An 18,562-nucleotide genomic window follows, 5' to 3' on the forward strand; every position below is an offset into this window, starting at 1 on the left:
TCGTGCGGCGGCCCGGCCGGGTCACGCCGGCGGTGCCGGGCCGCCCGGGTGGCGCAGAATGGACCCATGGCGGGATCGGGAGAGCGGGCGCGGCACTGGCAGTACGCCGAATTGCCCGGCGTCGATCTGCTGCGCGCCCAGTACATACGGAAGACCTTCGTCCGGCACACCCACGAGCACTTCGTCATCGCCGCCATCGCCGACGGCGTGGAGGTCTTCCACCACGGCGGGAGCGACCAGTACGCCGGTGCCGGGTCGCTCGCGCTGGTCAATCCCGACACCCCGCACACGGGACGGGCCGGGGTGCCGGAGGGCTGGCGGTACGGGGCGGTCTATCCGGCGCCCGAGCTGGTGGCCGCGATCGCGGCGGAGACGACCACCCTGCGCGGTACGCCGGGATTCGTCCGGCCGGTGCTCGACGACCCGTACACCGTCGAGCTGGTGCACCGGGTGCTGCGGGCCGCCGACGAGGGGAACGCGCTCGCCGCCGACACCCTGCTGCGGGTGGCCGTGACCCGGCTGCTGCGGCTGAACGGCGGCCCGCTGCCACGGCGGGAGGTGCGGACCGCCGGGGCCCGGGTGGCGGCACGCGCGCGTGCCGTGCTGGAGGAGCGGATGGCCGATCCCCCCAGCCTGGAGACGCTCGCCGCGGAGCTCGGGAGCAGCCCGTTCGCCTTGCTGCGGGCCTTCCGGAGCGCGTACGGGATGCCGCCCCACACCTGGCTGACGGACGCCCGGGTGCGCCGGGCGCGGCGGATGCTGGACGCCGGGACCACACCGGCCGAGGCCGCCGTCGCCGTGGGCTTCACCGACCAGCCGCACCTGAACCGGCACTTCGCACGGATCGTGGGCGTGCCGCCCGGCGCCTACCAGCGCGAGCGCAAGAACGTACAAGACGCGCGGCGGCGACTGCTCCTACCGTCCGAGGCGTGACAGAACAGACAGCCGTACCCGACACGAGCGCCGTCGAAGGCAAGCCGGACGCCGCCGTCGTACGGGACGCCCTCGGGGTAGGAGTCGCCGTCGGACTGTCCGGGTTCGCCTTCGGGGTGACCTCGGCGGGCAGTGGGCTGACGTTGCCGCAGACGTGCGCGCTCAGCCTGCTGGTCTTCACCGGGGCCTCCCAGTTCGCGCTCGTGGGAGCGCTCGCGGCCGGCGGCAACCCGCTCACGGCCGCGGCGGGGGCCTTCTTCCTGGGCGTGCGCAACGCCTTCTACGGGCTGCGGCTGTCGCAGTTGCTGGCCCTCCCGCGCGCGGTGCGGCCGTTCGCCGCCCACTGGGTCATCGACGAGACGACGGCCGTGGCACTGGCGCAGCCGACGCGACGCAGCGTACGGATCGGGTTCACCGTCACCGGTCTCACCCTGTACGTGCTGTGGAACCTCACCACCCTGCTCGGCGCACTGGGCGCGGAGGCCATCGGCGACACCGACGTCTGGGGCCTCGACGCGGCCGGCCCCGCGGTGTTCCTGGCGCTGCTCGCGCCGATGCTGAAGACCACCACCGAGCGTGTGGTCGCCGCCCTGGCCGTCCTGCTGGGGCTCGGTCTGCTGCCCGTCCTGCCCGCCGGTGTGCCCGTCCTGGTGGCGGCGCTGGCCGCGCCGGCCGTCCTGTGGGCGGAGGGACGCCGCCGGGCTTCCCCACGGCACGGCGAGGACGACGACCCACAGGACCGTGCACCAGACAGCGCACGGAGCCCCGGCCGGGGCTCCGGGACGGAGGGAGAGCGTTGAGCATCTGGATAGCGATCGGCGTGACCGCACTCGGCTGCTACGCCGTCAAACTCCTCGGGCTGCTGGTGCCCGCGGGCGCCCTGGAGCGGCCCCTGGTCAGGCGTCTCGCCGCCCTGCTGCCCGTCGCCCTCCTCGCCGCGCTGACCGCCCAGCAGACCTTCGCCGACGGGCAGGCGCTCGTCCTGGACGCGCGGGCCGCGGGGGTCGCCGCGGCCGCCGTGGCCCTGGTGCTGCGGGCTCCGTTCCTGCTGGTCGTCGCGGCGGCCGTGGTGGTCACCGCGGGTGTGCGCGCCATGGGCGGTTGAGGGCGCCGGTCAGCCGATGGGGCGGCCGTACGCCCGGAGCGTGCGCAGGGCGTCGAGCGTCACCCGGGGGCGTGCCTCCAGCGCGGGGGCGGGTGCCCAGTGGCGCCAGCGGACGGGCCAGCCGCCGTCCTCGTCCTGTTCCGCCGCGAGGAAGTCGAGGGAGCGGGCCATCTCGTCGTCCGTGAACCACGCGCGTGCGAGGGAGTGCGGCTCCCTCGCGTAGTCGTGGGGGAAGTGGTGCTCGCCCGGGGCGTAGCCCGGGGAGACCGGGTAGGTGTCGCGGGCGTCCGGATCGAGCACCGCGAGGCGCTGTTCGCGCACCAGGCGGCCCAGCCTCTCGGCCGCCGCACGCGCACGCGGGCGGTCGGGGGCGGCGTCCAGGAAGGCCACGGCGGCCTCGACCTCGTACGGGTGGGAGGTCCGCACCGACTCGACCGCCCGCCAGCAGAAGTCCGTGGCCCGGAACAGCCAGGCGTGCCAGACCTCGTTGCGGTGCAGCAGACCGACCACCGGACCGGTGGCGAGCAGCTCCCCGGGAGGGTCGTCCACCACGGGTACGAAGGGGGCGGCCGGGTAACCGCGCTGGCTGGGATGGATCGCGGGCAGGGCTCCGTCGGCGGTGGAGACGGAGGTCAGATAGCGGCACACCCGTTCCACGCGCTGCCCGCCGCAGCGCCCGACGGCGTCCAGGACACGCAGGGCGTGGGCGGCGTGCAGCGGCTGGCTGACGGGGCCGCGCAGATCGGGCTCCAGGGCGTGACCGTACCCGCCGTCCTCGTTGCGGTAGGCGTCCAGCGCCGTCTCCACCGGCGCGGCGTCGCCGTCGCGGAAGTGGTAGGCGAACAGGCGTTGCTCCAGCACGCGCGCGGTGAGCCAGACGAAGTGCTCCGCGCGCGCGAGCGGGGAGCGCGCAGGGGGCGACGGGGGGAGTGGGGAAGCTCCGTTTTCGGCCATGCGTCAGACCGTAGGGCGGAAAGCGGTCCCAGCACCCGGTCCCGGCTCAGGGCCCACCCTCAGGGGCGGGATACTGGGGTCATGCGGTTGACGGTCTTCTGGGAGCGGATGACGGAGCACTTCGGTCCGGGGTACGCCGACACCTTCGCGCGCGATCACGTGATGACGGAGCTCGGCGGTCGTACGGTGCACGAGGCGCTGGACGCCGGCTGGGACGCCAAGGACGTGTGGCGAGTGGTCTGCACCGTCATGAACGTGCCACAGGAGCAGCGCTGATCGGTCACGAAGATCGCGGACCGTGCGTTCGCTGTCGGTGGCGTGGGCGAGACTTGGTCCGTGGCATCCACTGACGAGACCGGGCAGGCGACCCGGCACACCCCTCTGTCCGGCACGACGCCGCCCGCCCCGCCCCCCGCCGGCGGCAGCGCGGGACCGGGCGCCCGTATGCCGCGCTGGCTGCCGCGGGCCATGGTGCTGGCCCTGTCGCTGATCGCCGTCTTCCAGCTGGGCAGCTGGGCCTTCCACCAGCTCACCGGCCTGCTGATCAACATCCTCATCGCGTTCTTCCTGGCGCTCGCCATCGAGCCCGCGGTGAGCTGGATGGCCGGGCGCGGCATGCGCCGGGGGCTGGCCACCTTCGTCGTCTTCCTCGCCGTGCTGGTCGCCGCCGCGGGGTTCGTGACGCTGCTCGGCTCCATGCTCGCGGGCCAGATCGTCAAGATGGTCGAGGACTTCCCCGACTACCTCGACTCAGTGATCAACTGGGTCAACGGCCACTTCCACACCGAGCTCAGGAGGGTGGACGTCCAGGAGGGCCTGCTCCGCTCCGACTGGCTGCGCAACTACGTGCAGAACAGCGCCTCCGGCGTCCTGGACGTGTCCGCGCAGGTCCTCGGGGGCCTCTTCCAGCTGCTGACGATCCTGCTGTTCTCGTTCTACTTCGCCGCCGACGGCCCCCGGCTGCGGCGCGGGCTGTGTTCCGTCCTGCCGCCCGCGCGGCAGGCCGAGGTCCTGCGCGCGTGGGAGATCGCCGTGGACAAGACCGGCGGTTACCTGTACTCGCGCGGTCTGATGGCGTTGATCTCCGGCGTCGCGCACTACGTCCTGCTGGAGATCCTGGAGGTGCCCTACGCGCCCGCGCTGGCCGTGTGGGTGGGCCTGGTGTCGCAGTTCATCCCCACCATCGGCACCTATCTCGCGGGCGCCCTGCCCATGCTGATCGCGTTCACCGTCAACCCCTGGTACGCGCTGTGGGTGCTGGGCTTCGTGGTGGTCTACCAGCAGTTCGAGAACTACGTGCTGCAGCCCAAGCTGACGTCGAAGACCGTGGACATCCACCCCGCGGTCGCCTTCGGCTCGGTCATCGCGGGCACCGCCCTACTGGGCGCCGTCGGCGCGCTGATCGCCATCCCGGCGGTCGCCACGCTGCAGGCGTTCCTCGGGGCGTACGTCAAGCGGTACGACGTCACGGACGATCCCCGCGTCCACGGGCACCGCGACCGCCGCGGGGCGGGGGCCGGGGCATTCACGCGCATACGGAAGCTGTGGGCCCGGCGACCGGACACGGCGCCCTCCGGGGCGGACGGCCCCGGGGACGGCGGACCCGGGCACCATGGCTCCGGTGGCGGTGGCACCGCCTGAGGGGTCAGTACGTCAGGGCGGCCCACACTCCGGCGGCGACGACGGCGGCCGCGTAGCAGCCCACCGCCACGGCCACGGTCCGCCGCCGTGGCGTCGCGTCCCACGAGGTCAGGGACAGCAGCCAGGCCAGTACCGGCAGCACCAGGACGGCGTGCAGGCTCACCCCGTGCAGCGGCTTGAGCGGCGCCGTGGAGTGGTACGCCGCCTCCTGGTGGCCGGTCCGGGTGAGGACCACGCCACGCGCGATCATCGCGGCACCCGAAGCGAGCCCGACCAGCAGCAGCGCGAACCCGGACCGCACGGCGAGGGCCATGCCCGCCGGCCCCGTGGGACGGTGGCGGAACGACGCGACCGCGAACACGGTCAGCAGCACCACCAGCACGCCACCGCCCACCGCGAGGGACATCGACACGGCCGTGTCGAACGACGTCTCCATGTCGAGGTGCGAGGGCACTCCGCGCCACGCCTGAAGGGTGATGCCGGCGACCTCGAGGACACAGTCGGCCGCGAACACGGCGAGCAGCGCGGCGCGCGGCCCCGGCCGGACGCGCAGGTACGAGGTGATCCAGGCGACCGCGATCAGCGTGATGCCGAAGGACAGCCCGAACGTCACCGGCTTGCGCCAGGAGACGGGCCCGTCCCAGGGGCCGCCGTCCACGGCGAACACCACCAGGTGCACGAGGCCCGAGAGGATCAGGAGGAGGCCGGTCGTGCGGCACGCGCGCGTCACCGGGGACCGGCCGGGCGGCAGGGGGTGCGCGGGCGGTGGGTCCGGTGCGGCCTGGTGGGCGGTTCCGGCGGCGGTGCGGGCGGTCCCCTCGTGCTGCATGGGACGACCCTGTCGCGGACCCGCCGCCCGGTCGTCGTCCGTCCGGAGACACCTGCCGTACGCCCGGGGGAGCAGGGGACCTCGGTCCGGCTGACGGAAAGCCCCCAGGGGGTCAGCCCTGCGGTTCCTGCGGCTCGGCGTCGACCTCACGCAGGTTCCGGTCTCTCGCCTCGGTACGGGTCTCCGTGCGGTGACCGCGGGCGATGTAGTCCCGGACCACCGCCTCGACGGCGTCCTGGGGCGAGCCGATGCCGGCCAGGACCATGACCTCCACCACCAGTTCGGCGTCGAGACTGATGCTGACCTTGGCCATGGGTCCCCTCCTCGCATCGCGTGCGCGCACTCTAGCCGTCGGCCGGGCCCTCGGCACCGGAGACGTACGCTCGGAGGTGCCGCGTGGTGCGCTTGACACGAAAATCGAACATCCATTCTTATGGAGGCTCCGGCGAGGCTCGTGACGGGTGATTCGACTGGGTTTGGACGGAGAAGTGCCCGAGTTATCCACAGGCCGGACCCGCACCGAGGCGCATTGTCAGTGGCAGGCATTAGCGTCTTTGACGTGAAGCGATCGAATCAAGCAAACCGGGTGGAACCCATGGCAGGAACCGACCGCGAGAAGGCCCTGGACGCCGCGCTCGCACAGATTGAACGGCAATTCGGCAAGGGCGCGGTCATGCGCATGGGCGAGCGGCCGAACGAGCCCATCGAGGTCATCCCGACCGGATCGACCGCGCTCGACGTGGCCCTCGGCGTCGGCGGCCTCCCCCGCGGCCGGGTCGTGGAGGTCTACGGCCCCGAGTCCTCGGGCAAGACGACCCTGACCCTGCACGCCGTGGCGAACGCGCAGAAGGCCGGCGGCCAGGTCGCGTTCGTGGACGCGGAGCACGCCCTCGACCCCGAGTACGCGAAGAAGCTCGGCGTCGACATCGACAACCTGATCCTCTCCCAGCCGGACAACGGCGAGCAGGCCCTGGAGATCGTGGACATGCTGGTCCGCTCCGGCGCCCTCGACCTCATCGTCATCGACTCCGTCGCCGCGCTCGTCCCGCGCGCGGAGATCGAGGGCGAGATGGGCGACAGCCACGTGGGTCTCCAGGCCCGGCTGATGAGCCAGGCGCTGCGGAAGATCACCAGCGCGCTCAACCAGTCCAAGACCACCGCGATCTTCATCAACCAGCTCCGCGAGAAGATCGGTGTGATGTTCGGCTCCCCGGAGACCACGACCGGTGGCCGGGCGCTGAAGTTCTACGCCTCCGTGCGCATCGACATCCGCCGCATCGAGACGCTGAAGGACGGCACGGAGGCGGTCGGCAACCGCACCCGCTGCAAGGTCGTCAAGAACAAGGTCGCGCCGCCCTTCAAGCAGGCCGAGTTCGACATCCTCTACGGCCATGGCATCAGCCGCGAGGGCGGCCTGATCGACATGGGCGTGGAGCACGGCTTCGTCCGCAAGGCCGGCGCCTGGTACACGTACGAGGGCGACCAGCTCGGCCAGGGCAAGGAGAACGCGCGCAACTTCCTGAAGGACAACCCCGACCTGGCCAACGAGATCGAGAAGAAGATCAAGGAGAAGCTGGGCGTCGGCGTGCGTCCCGAGGAGCCGGCCACCGAGCCGGGCACGGACGCCGCGGTCTCCGCCGCCCCGGCCGACGCCGCACCGGCGGTGCCCGCCCCCGCGACGGCCAAGGCCACCAAGTCCAAGGCCGCGGCAGCCAAGAGCTGACCCGTGACACGACGAACCGACTGGGCCGAGTACGCCTACCCGGACGCCGCCGCGCGGGAGCGTGAGCGGCGGAGACCGGGTGACGCGGGCCCCGCCCGGGCGGACGGCGACGGACACGGGGCGGACGACGACGCGTACGGAGCGGCGGCGGCTCCGTACGGGACGGACACACGCTTCGCCGTGGACGGCATGGACGGCATGGACGGCAGGGGCGGCCTTTCCGGGCCGCACGACACCGGCGAGCCGTACCGCGGTGACGGTTCACGCCGCGGCGACGGGGCACGTCGAGGCGGCGGCCGGGCTCGTGGGGCGGGCGGCTCCCGCGGGCGCCGTCGGCGCGAGGGCGAGGAGCCGTTCACCGAGGACGGAGGTGCCACTTCCTCGTCGAGGGCCGAGAAGGGGGAGCCTCCGCGGGACCCGGTGGAGCAGGCACGGGCGATCTGCCTGCGCCTGCTCACCGGGACCCCGCGCACCCGCAAGCAACTCGCCGACGCCCTGCGCAAACGGGAGATCCCGGACGAGGCCGCGGAGGAGGTGCTGTCCAGGTTCGAGGAGGTCGGCCTGATCAACGACAGCGCCTTCGCCGACGCCTGGGTGGAATCCCGGCATCACGGCCGCGGACTGGCCCGGCGCGCTCTCGCCCGGGAACTGCGGACCAAGGGCGTCGACTCCACCCTCATCGACGCGGCGGTCTCCCAGTTGGACTCCGAGCAGGAGGAGGAGACCGCACGGGACCTCGTCGCCCGCAAGCTGCGCGCCACCCGCGGCCTCGACCGCGACAAGAGACTGCGCCGCCTCGCCGGCATGCTGGCCCGCAAGGGCTACCCCGAGGGCATGGCCCTGCGGGTGGTCCGGCAGGCGCTGGAAGAGGAGGGCGAGGACACGGAGTTCCTCGGCGACGAGGGCTTCTGACCGGACACGACGCCGCCCGCGGGGGTGGGGGCGTCGTCCGGGGCAACGCGGACACGGCACCGCTGTACCGCCCCTCCGGCCTCTGACTCCGGACGGGCTACGGCACGGCCACCGGCAGTCCCGCCGTCCGCCACGCCTGGAAGCCGCCGACCAGGTCGGTGGCTCGGTGCAGGCCCAGGCGGTGCAGGGACTCCGCGGCAAGGCTGGAGGCGTAGCCCTCGTTGCACACCACCACGACACGCAGATCGTGGCCCGTGGCCTCGGGAACGCGGTGGCTCCCCTGCGGGTCCAGGCGCCACTCGAGTTCGTTGCGCTCGATCACCAGGGCGCCCGGGATCAGACCGTCCGCGTCCCGCAGGGCGGCGTACCGGATGTCGACCAGCAAGGCCTCACCGGCCTCGGCAGCGTCGTACGCCGCGCGCGGCTCGATGCGCGTGTAGCCCTGGCGCACCCGTTCCAGCACCGTGTCGATTCCGATCGGCTCGCTCACTGCCAGTCCTCCGGGCGCTCGACCTCCTCCAGGCGCAGGACCTGGCCGCTGCGACTGTAGCGACGGATCCGCGGCAGGGGCGGGTAGTAGGCGTGGACGGAGATCGCGTGTCGGTCGGGAGACTCGTTGAGCACCTCGTGGACGTGATGCTGCCCGAAGGCGCGCCCCTTCCCGGCGGGCAGACGACGCTCCCGGTCCACACCGTCGGTGAGTTCCAGCGTCTTCCAGCCGTCGGTGGGCAGCCGGGCGGCGAGCGCGTTCTCCTTGAGCTCGCCGGCCGCGGTCACGAAGGCGCCCACCGATTCGGCGTGGTCGTGCCAGCCGGTGCCCGTGCCGGGCGGCCAGCCGATCAGCCAGGCCTCGCTCCCGCCGGGCCCCTCCAGCCGCACCCAGGTACGGCCCTCGGGGTCGAGGGGAAGCGATGCGATCAGTGCGGCGTCGTCGGCGATGCGCTGGACGAAGTCGAGGAGGTCGGCCTGAGTCGGCGCGGGCGCGCTCGTGGCCGTCGAGGAGGGGGTGGGGGCAGGGGAGGACACAGACACGGGTACCGTCCTGGAAGTTCGCGAGGAGGCGCGCGGCGGCACGGCGAAGCGGGGCGCGCGAAGGGAGGGAGGCGAAGTCAGCAGGACGGACGACACACGCAGCCCGCATAGCGGACGAGGTCCATATGGACCCTCCGCCACAGGCGCACGTCGGTGTCGGTCACGTTCCGGAGTAGACCATGAGGGCGGGGGCCGGTCAACTCACCGTCACCATGCGGACGGCGGACAGCGGCCGACGATCGCGGAACCGCCCACCGAACCACCGCCCGCTCCGGCCGAGGGCGATCCCCACCGGGCGGCCGTTCAACGGGCCCCGGCAGCAGCTCCGGCCCCGGCTTCCGCCCCGGCTCCCGCCTCCGCGGCCGCCTTCCTCGCCCCGCCCAGCGCCGCCTCCGCCGCCGTGTACAGGTCGGCCGGGCGCACCCCGTTCAGCGCCGTGACCAGATCGCCGTCGGGGCGGACCAGCAGCACCGTGTGTGCCGCGGCCCCCGGGTAACTCTCGGCGACCAGCAGCTCGGCATGGTGCGGCAGCGCCGTCACCGCCGCCGCCAGCCGCGGCATGACGCCGGCGGTCACCCAGTGCTTGCGGTCCCACACACCCGTGCCCGGCGCGATCAGCACCACCAGCAGCGCACCGCGCCCCAGCCGGTCCCGCAGCCGCACGAACGTGCCGTCCTCCGCCGTGACCCGCACGTCGGTGACAGGAGTTCCCGGCGCCGTACCGACGGCCACCTCGCCGTCGAGGGGCGCGGGCATGAGCGGCGAATCGACGTACGCCCCCGGCGCCCCCAGGGCCCCACGCCCCAGGTGACCGTCGGCGAGCAGCGCGTCGTGACCGCGGGCCGAGCCGGGGACGTAGGACCGCAGGCCCCCGCCGCCGCGCAGCAGCGGCAGTACCTGGTCGGCGGCGCGCAACCGCCCCGCGACGGCCGTGCGCCGCTCCTTCTGGTAGCTGTCGAGCAGCGCCTCGTGGGGCCCGTGGTGCCAGGCCAGGGCGAGTTTCCAGGCCAGGTTGTCGGCGTCCCGCAGCCCTTCGTCGAGACCCTGCGTGCCCAGCGCGCCGAGCAGATGCGCCGCGTCCCCGGCGAGGAACACGCGGCCCACCCGCCAGCGACGGGCCAGCCGGTGGTGGACCGTGTGGACGCCGGTGTCGAGCAGTTCGTACGACGGAGTGGCCCCGGCCCGCCAGCCCGTGAGGGTCTCCCGGACCCGGTTCACCAGCAGCTCGGGCGTGACCAGGTCCTTGCCGGGCGGCAGCAGCCAGTCCAGGCGCCACACGCCGTCCGGCAGGGGACGGCCGACGATCTCGCCGCCCGACGGGCCGGTCGTCCGCCAGGGCGGCGCCCGGTGGAGCAGTGCCTCGTCGGTCCAGGGGAGTTCGGTGCGCAGGGCGGCGACGGCGTATCGTTCCACCGCCGTACGGCCGGGAAAGCGGATGTCCTGGAGCTTGCGCACGGTCGAGCGGGGACCGTCGCAGCCGACCAGGTAACTGCCGCGCCACCAGGTGCCCTTGGGGCCGCGGGTGTGGGCGGTGACGCCGGACGTCTCCTGTTCGACGCCGTCCAGCCGGCTGTCCACCGCGACCTTCACGAGGGGCTCGTGGGCCAGGGCGGTGCGCAGAGCACCGGTGAGCACGTGCTGGGCGATGTGCAGCGGCGCCGGGTCGGCGTCGTCGAACGCGACCTCGCGCGTCACCTGCTTGCGCCGCATCGACCGCCATCCGGCCCAAGGGAAACCCGCCTCGTCCAGGGAGGTGCCGGTCAGTCTCTCGACGAGGGCGACGACGTCCTCGCGCAGGACGACGGTGCGCGCGGGGCGCGGCTCGTCCTTGCCCGGGCCCTCGTCGAGGACGACACAGGGCACTTCCTGACGGGCCAGCGCCAGGGCGAGCGCGAGCCCGACGGGCCCCGCTCCGGCGATGATCACCGGGTCCACGGTGCGATGCCCCCTGCCTGTGACGGCGTCCCGGGGGACGTAGGTGAACAGGAAGTTGGAGCAGGGTGCACGGTCACAGAACGTATGCAACCTATTGCCGCTGCTTGCGTCAAGCGACGGAGGCAGTGGCGATCATGCCACTGCCTCCGTGATGGTCGCACACTTTGACTGAGCGTCAGGTCTTGGCCACGCCGATTCCCGTGCCGGCCGCCGGCGGTCCGGGCGTACCGGCGTCGTCCACCTTGAGCACCGCACCGGTCGACTTCTTGGCCCGCCGCAGTCGCCGCTCCAGCCAGCTCGCGAACGTGGTGAGGGCGAAGTTGAGCGCGATGTAGATGAGGGCCACCACGGTGAAGCTGGCGATGGTGTTGGCGCCGTAGTAGGCGCTCATCGTGTTGGCGGAGGAGAGCAGCTCGGGGAAGGTGAGCACCGCGCCGCCGAGGGCGGTGTCCTTCACGATCACGACCAGCTGGCTGACGATGGCCGGCAGCATCGCGGTGACCGCCTGCGGCAGGAGGACCAGCCGCATCACCTGACCCTTGCGCAGACCGATCGCCATGGCGCCCTCGGCCTGGCCCTTGGGCAGGGCCAGGATGCCGGAGCGGACGATCTCGGCGAGGACCGAGGCGTTGTACAGCACGAGACCCGTGACGACCGCGTACAGCGGACGGTCGTCCGAGCTGACGTTGGTGTACTCGGCGAACAGGGCCAGACCGAAGATCATCAGGACCAGCACGGGGATGGACCGGAAGAACTCCACGATGATCGCGGCCGGAACGCGGACCCAGACGTGGTCCGACAGACGGGCGATGCCCAGGACCGCACCGAGCGGCAGCGCGATGACCACTGCGAGCGCGGCGGCCTTCAGCGTGTTCTCCAGACCGGGCCAGATGTACGTGGACCAGGCCTCGGAACCGGAGAAGAACGGCTTCCACTTCGCCCACTCGAGCTGGTCCTTGTCGGCGAGCGTGCTGAACACCCACCAGAGCAGCGCCGCAAGGACGACGACGAAGACGACGTTGAACAGGATGTTGCGACGCTTGGCGCGGGGGCCCTGGGCGTCGTAGAGAACGGAGCTCATCGCTTCACCGCCACCTTCTTGCCGACCCAGCCCAGGATCAGGCCGGTCGGCAGCGTCAGAATCACGAACCCGACGGCGATGACCGCGGAGATCAGCAGCAGCTGCGCCTCGTTCTCGATCATCTCCTTCATCAGCAACGCCGCCTCGGCGACACCGATGGCGGCGGCCACCGTGGTGTTCTTGATGAGGGCGATCAGTACGTTCGCCAGCGGGACGACGGACGAGCGGAACGCCTGCGGCAGCACGACGAGCCGGAGCACCTGGCCGAAGCTGAGTCCGATCGCCCGGGCCGCCTCCGCCTGACCGACCGGCACCGTGTTGATGCCGGAGCGCAGCGCCTCGCACACGAAGGAAGAAGTGTAGAGGATCAGGCCGAGGACAGCGAGCCGGAAGTTGATCGTATCGATGTCGTCGGAGCCGAGGCTGATGCCCAGGGTCTGGTTCAGGCCCAGCGACGCGAACAGGATGATCACGGTCAGCGGGATGTTCCGCACGATGTTCACGTACGCGGTCCCGAAGCCGCGCATCAGCGGCACCGGGCTCACCCGCATGGCGGCCAGCAAGGTGCCCCAGATCAGGGAGCCGACGGCCGAGAGCGCAGCGAGCTGCACCGTCGTCCAGAAGGCTCCCAGCAGGTCGTAATCCTCAAGAAAGTCGAACACGATCTCCCGCGCTTTCGCGTGTAGGGAAGCCCGCCCCGGTGCGCCGCCCCTTCCGGAGGGCGGCGCACCCTGTCAGGCGCTGCCTCAGCTCTTGACGTCGCCGATCTTCGGCGCGGGCTCGTTCTTGTAGTTGGCCGGACCGAGGTTCGCGTCCACGGCCTTCTGCCACGAGCCGTCGGCGACCATGGCCTCCAGCGCGTCGTTGATCTTCGCCTTGAGGTCGCTGCCCTTCTTGACGCCGATGCCGTAGTTCTCGTTGGTCATCTTGAAGCCGCCGAGCTTGAACTTGCCCTTGAACTGCGACTGCGAGGCGTAACCGGCGAGGATCGAGTCGTCCGTGGTCAGTGCGTCCAGGGCTCCGGTCTGCAGACCGTTCAGGCAGGCGGAGTACGTCGGGAGGTTCTGCAGCTGGGCCTTGGGAGCCAGCTTGTCCTTGACGTTCTGGGCCGAGGTCGAGCCGGTGACCGAGCAGAGCTTCGCGTCGTTCAGGTCCTCCGGCGCCTTGATCTTGTCGTCGTCGGCGCGGAGCAGCACGTCCTGGTGGGCGAGCAGGTACGGGCCGGCGAAGTCGACCTTGTCCTCACGCTTGGGCGTGATCGAGTAGGTGGCGGCGATGAAGTCGACGTCACCGCGCTGCAGCATGGTCTCGCGGTCGGCGCTCTTCGACTCCTTCCACTCGATCTGGTCCTCGGTGTAGCCGAGCTTCTTCGCGACGTACGTGGCGACGTCGACGTCGAAGCCGGAGTAGCCGTCAGGCGTCTTCTGGCCGAGGCCCGGCTGGTCGAACTTGATGCCGATGGTGATCTTCTTGCCACCACCGGAACCGCTGTCGCCGCTGTCGTCGTCGCCACCGCACGCGGTGGCGGTCAGGGCGAGGGCGAGGACGGTGGCCGAGGCGGCGGTGACCTTGAGGAGCTTCATGGTGAACATCCTTTGACTGTGATCAGACGATCAGATGCGAGAGGCGCCCGGCCGGCTGGAGCCCGAGCGGCGACGCGGACGTCGGAGCCGTACTGCGTCAGTGGTGGAGGATCTTCGACAGGAAGTCCTTGGCACGGTCGCTGCGCGGATTGCTGAAGAACTGGTCCGGCGCGGCCTCTTCGACGATGCGGCCGTCCGCCATGAACACCACGCGGTTGGCGGCGGACCGGGCGAACCCCATCTCGTGGGTGACCACGATCATGGTCATGCCGTCCTGGGCGAGCTGCCGCATGACCTCCAGGACCTCGTTGATCATCTCGGGGTCGAGAGCCGACGTCGGCTCGTCGAAGAGCATGACCTTCGGGTCCATGGCCAGCGCACGCGCGATAGCGACACGCTGCTGCTGACCACCGGAGAGCTGGGCCGGGTACTTGTCCGCCTGGGCGCCCACGCCGACCCGGTCGAGCAGGGCCCGGGCCTTCTCCTCGGCCTTCTTGGCGTCGACCTTGCGGACCTTGACCTGGCCCAGGGTGACGTTCTCGAGCACGGTCTTGTGCGCGAACAGGTTGAAGGACTGGAAGACCATGCCGACGTCGGCGCGCAGCCGGGCCAGTTCACGGCCTTCGGCGGGAAGCGGCTTGCCGTCGATCGCGATCGTGCCGGAGTCGATGGTCTCCAGGCGGTTGATGGTGCGGCACAGGGTGGACTTACCGGACCCGGAGGGCCCGATGACCACGACGACCTCGCCGCGGGTGATCGTCAGGTCGATGTCCTGGAGCACGTGCAACGCGCCGAAGTGCTTGTTGACATTCCTCAGCACGACCAGTTCGCCGGTCGCGGCCACGTCTTCCTTGGCCACCGATACTTCGGTCATCGCTTTCGGGCTCCGTCCTCCTCGGTTTCGGAGGACAGTAGTAACGCCTGACGACCTGCGTCTCTACATCTGAGGGGAATCTGAGCATCACGATCCGATAGCAATCGGACACGGGTCGTAGCTCGGATGAGCAGGGAGCATATCGGCCGGATAACTTCGAGCATCCGCAACCGGAACCCTCTTGACGCCGTCCCCCTCCATCGGCGTCACTGCACAGGGCACGCGCGCGCGTGCACACGCCCTGCACACGCCGTGCACCCGTCCTGTCGTACCGCCCCGTTGTACCCGTCCCGATCGTACGGCCGATGAACCGAAGGAGGCCCGGATGAGACTGCTGCTCGTCGAGGACGACAACCACGTCGCCGCCGCCCTGTCCGCGGTCCTTGCCCGGCACGGCTTCGACGTCACCCACGCGCGCAACGGCGAGGAGGCGCTCCAGGCGCTCGTCCCCGAGGGCGACTGCTTCGGCGTCGTCCTGCTCGACCTCGGCCTGCCCGACCAGGACGGATACGAGGTCTGCGGCAAGATCCGCAAGCGCACCAGCACCCCGGTGATCATGGTCACCGCCCGCTCCGACGTCCGCTCCCGCATCCACGGCCTCAACCTCGGCGCCGACGACTACGTGGTCAAGCCGTACGACACCGGCGAGCTGCTCGCCCGGATCCACGCCGTCAGCCGGCGCACCGCCCACGAGGACGCCCCGGGCACCGCCGAGACCGTGGTGCGCCTCGGAACCGTGCTCATCGACCTGCCGACGCGCCAGGTCACCGTCGACGGCGCGGCCGTCCAGCTCACCCGCAAGGAGTTCGACCTCCTCGCCCTGCTCGCGCAGCGTCCCGGCGTGGTCTTCCGCCGGGAGCAGATCATCAGCGAGGTCTGGCGCACGAGCTGGGAGGGGACCGGGCGCACCCTGGAGGTGCACGTCGCCTCCCTGCGCGCCAAGCTGCGGATGCCGGCACTCATCGAGACCGTACGAGGCGTCGGCTACCGCCTCGTCGCCCCCACCGCGTAGCGGGTCCGGGTGCGCACACGCCTGCTTCCGCTGCTCATCGTGCTGATGGCGGCCGTGCTGCTCGCCCTCGGCGTTCCGCTCGCCATCAGCGTCGCCCGCGCCGAACAGCAGCAGGTCGTCGTCGACCGCATCGACGACACGGCACGCTTCGCGGCGCTCGCCCAGTTCGTCACCGAGTCCGCGCCGGGCGGCTCCCGACCGGTCACGACGGACGAGCGCCTGGAGACCCTCCAGGCCGAGCTCACCAGCTACTACGAGGTCTACGACATCCGGGCGGGCGTCTTCTACCGCAACCAGATCCCCATGGCCAACGCGCCGACGACCTGGTTCCTCCCCCAGACCGGTGAGGTGCGCGCCGCCTTCGACGAGGCGTTGCTCAGCCGCCGCAGCCACGATCCGCAGCAGGTGTGGCCGTGGGAGGACGGCCGGCTGGTGGTCGCCTCGCCGGTCATCCGGGACGGAGACGTCGTCGCGGTGGTGGTCACCGACTCGCCCACCGGCGCGATGCGTTCCCGGACCCTGCGCGGCTGGCTCGTCATCGGAGCCGGTGAGATCGCCGCCATGCTGCTCGCCGTGGGAGCCGCGCTCCGGCTGACCGGCTGGGTGCTCAAGCCGGTACGCGTCCTCGACGCCACCACCCACGACATCGCCACCGGACGACTGAAGTCCCGGGTCGCACCGTCCGGGGGACCACCGGAACTCAGGCGCCTGGCCAGATCGTTCAACGAGATGGCGGACCACGTCGAGGACGTGCTGGAGCAGCAGCGCGCCTTCGTCGCCGACGCGTCGCACCAGCTGCGCAACCCCCTGTCCGCACTGCTGCTGCGCATCGAACTGCTCGCGCTCGAACTGCCCGAGGGCAACGAGGAGATCGCCTCCGTCCAGACCGAGGGCAAACGCCTCGCCCGGGTCCTGGACGACCTGCTCGACCTGGCGCTGGCCGAGCACAGCGAGGCCGACCTCAAGGTCACCGACATCGGCGCGCTGGCCGCCGAACGGCTGGCCGCCTGGTCACCGACCGCAGAGGCCAAGGGCGTACGGCTGGTCGGGGACTGCCCGCCGACCACGGGCTGGGCCGACCCGGTGACGCTCTCCAGCGCCCTGGACGCGGTCATCGACAACGCGGTGAAGTTCACGCCGCCCGACGAGACCGTCCGGGTCACGGTCACCTCCACCGGGACCACCGCCACCGTCGAGGTCACCGACAACGGGCCCGGTCTGACCGACGAGGAGCTCGCGCGTGTCGGCGACCGCTTCTGGCGCAGCGGCCGGCACCAGAACATCAAGGGCTCGGGGCTCGGCCTGTCCATCTGCCGGGCGCTGCTCGCGGCGGGCGACGGCTCGATCTCCTTCGGCCACCACGAACCGCACGGGCTGACCGTGACGGTCACGGTGCCGAGGACGGGGGCGCGCAAGAGGCCCGGACAGCCCTAGGGCTTCACCGACCGGTAGTACCGCCGGGCGCCCTCGTGCAGCTCCAGCGGGTCGGTGTAGATCGCCGTCCGCACGTCCACCAGCTGGGCGGAGTGCACGTGCGCGCCGATGCCGTCGCGGCTGTCGAGGACCGCCCTGGTCAGCCACTCGGTGAGCCGCGGATCCATGTCGGCGCGCGTGATCAGCAGGTTCGACACCGCCATCGTCGGCACCACGGCACCGTTCTGGACGGTGGGATACGCCGACTCCGGGATGTTGGTGGAGCGGTAGTACCGGGTCGCGCCGCCGGATTCGTGCAGCTTGGCGACGAGGTCGTCACCTATTGGCACGAACCGGAAGGCGGACATCTCGGCTATCTGCTTGAGTCCGTCCGTCGGCAGTCCGCCCGACCAGAAGAACGCGTCGATCTCGTGGCCCAGCCGCCCGGGACCGGTGTCGATGCCGTCCGACCGTGGCGTGATGTCGTGCTCGGGATCGATGCCGGCGGCCCGCAGCAGCCGGGTGGCGATCAGCCGCACGCCGGAGTTCGGCAGCCCGATGGCCACCCGCTTGCCCCGCAGATCGGCGACGGACTGGATGTCCGAGCCGGTCGGGACGACGAGCTGCACGTAGTCGTCGTAGAGCCGGGTGACACCGCGCAGCCGGTCGGCCCCGGCGCGGTCGGCGATCTTGTACGTCTCCACCGCGTCGGCCGCGGCGATCGTGAAGTCGGCCTCCCCGGACGCCACGCGCTCGACGTTCTCCTGCGACCCCGCACTGGTCATCAGCCGCACCTTCAGGCCCGGCATGTCCTTGCGCAGCTCGGTGCGCAGCAGCTCGCCGTACTTCTGGTAGACCCCGGCGCGCGTGCCCGTGCTGAACGTGATCGTCCCGCTCGGCGGCTTCTCGCCCAGGGGCAGCAGCCACCACAGCAACAGCCCCAGGGCGACGACACCGGCGGCCGCGCCGGTGAGGGCCCGGCGGCTGCCGGCGCGGGAGAACATGGTGGACATGCGCGCGATCCTGCCAGTCCGCATCCCCGCTGACCAGGGCCGGGCTCACACGGCGGGGCCGGGCGGGCGCGAGCGGCGGTGTCAGTGCCGCTCGCTACAGTCGTCGGCATGAGCAGCTCCTCGCCCGCCGACCTGGTCCGCGCCTTCCACCTGGCCTTCGGCCTGGACGCCCGCAGCACGCCGACGGAGGTCGAGCCGGCCCTGGCCGCCCAGCGGGGCGCGCTGCTCGCCGAGGAGGCCGCGGAGGTCGCCGAGGTGTCGGTGACCGGCCCGCTCGACCGGCTCGCGCACGAACTGGCCGACGTGGTCTACGTCGCCTACGGCACGGCCCTCGTCCACGGCATCGACCTGGACGCGGTGATCGCCGAGGTCCACCGCTCCAACATGACCAAGCTCGGCCCCGACGGCCGGGTGAGCCGCAGAACCGACGGCAAGGTGCTCAAGGGCGACCACTACGAGGCCCCGGACGTCACGGGCGTACTGCGCCGGCAGGGGTGGGATTCCGGGGCGCCGGACGCCTGA

Annotated in this window: 22 protein-coding genes; 10 read left to right on the forward strand and 12 right to left on the reverse strand. The window is 71.6% G+C overall.

The genetic code is table 11. The annotated features are described in order from the left end of the window. The first annotated feature begins 66 nt into the window (after positions 1–66). Genes IEZ05_RS21220 through IEZ05_RS21230 form a run of 3 tightly spaced genes read left to right on the forward strand, consistent with a single transcriptional unit; the run spans position 67 to position 2,038 of the window. Positions 67–933 (forward strand): AraC family transcriptional regulator, encoded by an 867-nt coding sequence (locus tag IEZ05_RS21220; protein WP_189231771.1) that lies wholly within the window; start codon positions 67–69, stop codon positions 931–933. Further along, entirely contained in the window at positions 930–1,733 is an 804-nt protein-coding gene (locus IEZ05_RS21225) for an AzlC family ABC transporter permease (RefSeq protein ID WP_189231772.1), read from the forward strand. The genes IEZ05_RS21220 and IEZ05_RS21225 overlap by 4 nt, the downstream gene beginning before the upstream one ends. Beyond that, a complete protein-coding gene (locus tag IEZ05_RS21230) occupies positions 1,730–2,038 on the forward strand; it encodes an AzlD domain-containing protein (RefSeq protein WP_189231773.1) in 309 nt (102 codons plus the stop codon). The genes IEZ05_RS21225 and IEZ05_RS21230 overlap by 4 nt, the downstream gene beginning before the upstream one ends. Before the next feature lie 9 nt (positions 2,039–2,047). On the opposite strand, the gene IEZ05_RS21235 is transcribed toward IEZ05_RS21230, so the two are convergent. Beyond that, positions 2,048–2,992 carry a hypothetical protein gene (locus IEZ05_RS21235; RefSeq protein WP_189231774.1) on the reverse strand — a complete coding sequence of 315 codons (945 nt, stop codon included), beginning with the start codon at positions 2,990–2,992 and terminating at the stop codon, positions 2,048–2,050. An 81-nt stretch (positions 2,993–3,073) separates the two neighbouring features. Between IEZ05_RS21235 and IEZ05_RS21240 the strand changes: the two genes are divergently transcribed. Both IEZ05_RS21240 and IEZ05_RS21245 read left to right on the forward strand, forming a co-directional pair. After that, a complete protein-coding gene (locus IEZ05_RS21240) occupies positions 3,074–3,268 on the forward strand; it encodes a DUF3046 domain-containing protein (RefSeq protein WP_189231775.1) in 195 nt (64 codons plus the stop codon). Positions 3,269–3,328: 60 nt separating this feature from the next. Continuing rightward, a complete protein-coding gene (locus IEZ05_RS21245; RefSeq protein ID WP_189231776.1) occupies positions 3,329–4,633 on the forward strand; it encodes an AI-2E family transporter in 1,305 nt (434 codons plus the stop codon). Positions 4,634–4,637: 4 nt separating this feature from the next. Here the strand turns inward: IEZ05_RS21245 and IEZ05_RS21250 are convergent, their stop codons facing one another. Together IEZ05_RS21250 and IEZ05_RS21255 are read right to left on the reverse strand one after the other, a co-directional pair. Then, entirely contained in the window at positions 4,638–5,462 is an 825-nt protein-coding gene (locus IEZ05_RS21250) for a hypothetical protein (protein WP_229869791.1), read from the reverse strand. Between the two features lie 112 nt (positions 5,463–5,574). Further along, entirely contained in the window at positions 5,575–5,775 is a 201-nt protein-coding gene (locus IEZ05_RS21255) for a DUF2191 domain-containing protein (protein ID WP_189231777.1), read from the reverse strand. 282 nt (positions 5,776–6,057) lie between these two features. On the opposite strand from IEZ05_RS21255, the gene recA reads away from it, so the two are divergent. Continuing rightward, positions 6,058–7,185: a recombinase RecA gene (gene recA, locus IEZ05_RS21260; RefSeq protein WP_189231778.1), complete on the forward strand. Its 1,128-nt coding sequence runs from the start codon at positions 6,058–6,060 to the stop codon at positions 7,183–7,185. A gap of 3 nt (positions 7,186–7,188) precedes the next feature. Beyond that, positions 7,189–8,097, forward strand: coding sequence for a recombination regulator RecX (gene recX / locus IEZ05_RS21265; protein WP_189231779.1), 909 nt, complete (start codon positions 7,189–7,191; stop codon positions 8,095–8,097). A 97-nt stretch (positions 8,098–8,194) separates the two neighbouring features. Here the strand turns inward: recX and IEZ05_RS21270 are convergent, their stop codons facing one another. The 8 genes from IEZ05_RS21270 to IEZ05_RS21300 all read right to left on the reverse strand — a co-directional run bounded on the left by IEZ05_RS21270 (position 8,195) and on the right by IEZ05_RS21300 (position 14,602). Continuing rightward, positions 8,195–8,587 carry a rhodanese-like domain-containing protein gene (locus tag IEZ05_RS21270; RefSeq protein WP_189231780.1) on the reverse strand — a complete coding sequence of 131 codons (393 nt, stop codon included), beginning with the start codon at positions 8,585–8,587 and terminating at the stop codon, positions 8,195–8,197. Then, the gene (locus IEZ05_RS21275; RefSeq protein ID WP_189231781.1) at positions 8,584–9,129 is read right to left on the reverse strand and encodes a cupin domain-containing protein; all 546 of its coding nucleotides are present in this window, start codon (positions 9,127–9,129) and stop codon (positions 8,584–8,586) included. Before IEZ05_RS21275 ends, IEZ05_RS21270 begins: the two co-directional genes overlap by 4 nt. Positions 9,130–9,206: 77 nt before the next feature. After that, positions 9,207–9,254 carry a hypothetical protein gene (locus IEZ05_RS37095; protein WP_309506048.1) on the reverse strand — a complete coding sequence of 16 codons (48 nt, stop codon included), beginning with the start codon at positions 9,252–9,254 and terminating at the stop codon, positions 9,207–9,209. 178 nt (positions 9,255–9,432) lie between these two features. Next, the gene (locus IEZ05_RS21280; protein WP_189231782.1) at positions 9,433–11,064 is read right to left on the reverse strand and encodes an FAD-dependent monooxygenase; all 1,632 of its coding nucleotides are present in this window, start codon (positions 11,062–11,064) and stop codon (positions 9,433–9,435) included. Positions 11,065–11,239: 175 nt separating this feature from the next. Next, positions 11,240–12,145, reverse strand: a complete 906-nt coding sequence (locus tag IEZ05_RS21285) for an amino acid ABC transporter permease (protein WP_189231783.1) — start codon at positions 12,143–12,145, stop codon at positions 11,240–11,242. After that, the gene (locus IEZ05_RS21290; RefSeq protein ID WP_189231784.1) at positions 12,142–12,807 is read right to left on the reverse strand and encodes an amino acid ABC transporter permease; all 666 of its coding nucleotides are present in this window, start codon (positions 12,805–12,807) and stop codon (positions 12,142–12,144) included. Before IEZ05_RS21290 ends, IEZ05_RS21285 begins: the two co-directional genes overlap by 4 nt. 84 nt (positions 12,808–12,891) lie before the next feature. Further along, complete coding sequence (locus tag IEZ05_RS21295) at positions 12,892–13,728, reverse strand: glutamate ABC transporter substrate-binding protein (RefSeq protein ID WP_189231992.1); 837 nt, start codon at positions 13,726–13,728, stop codon at positions 12,892–12,894. A gap of 97 nt (positions 13,729–13,825) precedes the next feature. After that, positions 13,826–14,602 carry an amino acid ABC transporter ATP-binding protein gene (locus IEZ05_RS21300; RefSeq protein WP_189231785.1) on the reverse strand — a complete coding sequence of 259 codons (777 nt, stop codon included), beginning with the start codon at positions 14,600–14,602 and terminating at the stop codon, positions 13,826–13,828. Between the two features lie 325 nt (positions 14,603–14,927). Between IEZ05_RS21300 and IEZ05_RS21305 the strand changes: the two genes are divergently transcribed. Then, positions 14,928–15,614: a response regulator transcription factor gene (locus tag IEZ05_RS21305; protein ID WP_189231786.1), complete on the forward strand. Its 687-nt coding sequence runs from the start codon at positions 14,928–14,930 to the stop codon at positions 15,612–15,614. A gap of 9 nt (positions 15,615–15,623) precedes the next feature. After that, the gene (locus IEZ05_RS21310; protein WP_189231787.1) at positions 15,624–17,048 is read left to right on the forward strand and encodes a HAMP domain-containing sensor histidine kinase; all 1,425 of its coding nucleotides are present in this window, start codon (positions 15,624–15,626) and stop codon (positions 17,046–17,048) included. Here the strand turns inward: IEZ05_RS21310 and IEZ05_RS21315 are convergent. Further along, positions 17,045–18,040, reverse strand: a complete 996-nt coding sequence (locus IEZ05_RS21315; RefSeq protein WP_189231788.1) for a TAXI family TRAP transporter solute-binding subunit — start codon at positions 18,038–18,040, stop codon at positions 17,045–17,047. The two genes, IEZ05_RS21310 and IEZ05_RS21315, sit on opposite strands and share 4 nt — an antisense overlap. Positions 18,041–18,148: 108 nt before the next feature. Here IEZ05_RS21315 and IEZ05_RS21320 point away from each other — a divergent pair, with 108 nt between their 5' ends. Then, positions 18,149–18,562 (forward strand): pyrophosphohydrolase domain-containing protein, encoded by a 414-nt coding sequence (locus IEZ05_RS21320; RefSeq protein WP_189231789.1) that lies wholly within the window; start codon positions 18,149–18,151, stop codon positions 18,560–18,562.

It is taken from the genome of Streptomyces flaveolus (assembly GCF_014648815.1).
GTDB lineage: Bacteria > Actinomycetota > Actinomycetes > Streptomycetales > Streptomycetaceae > Streptomyces > Streptomyces flaveolus.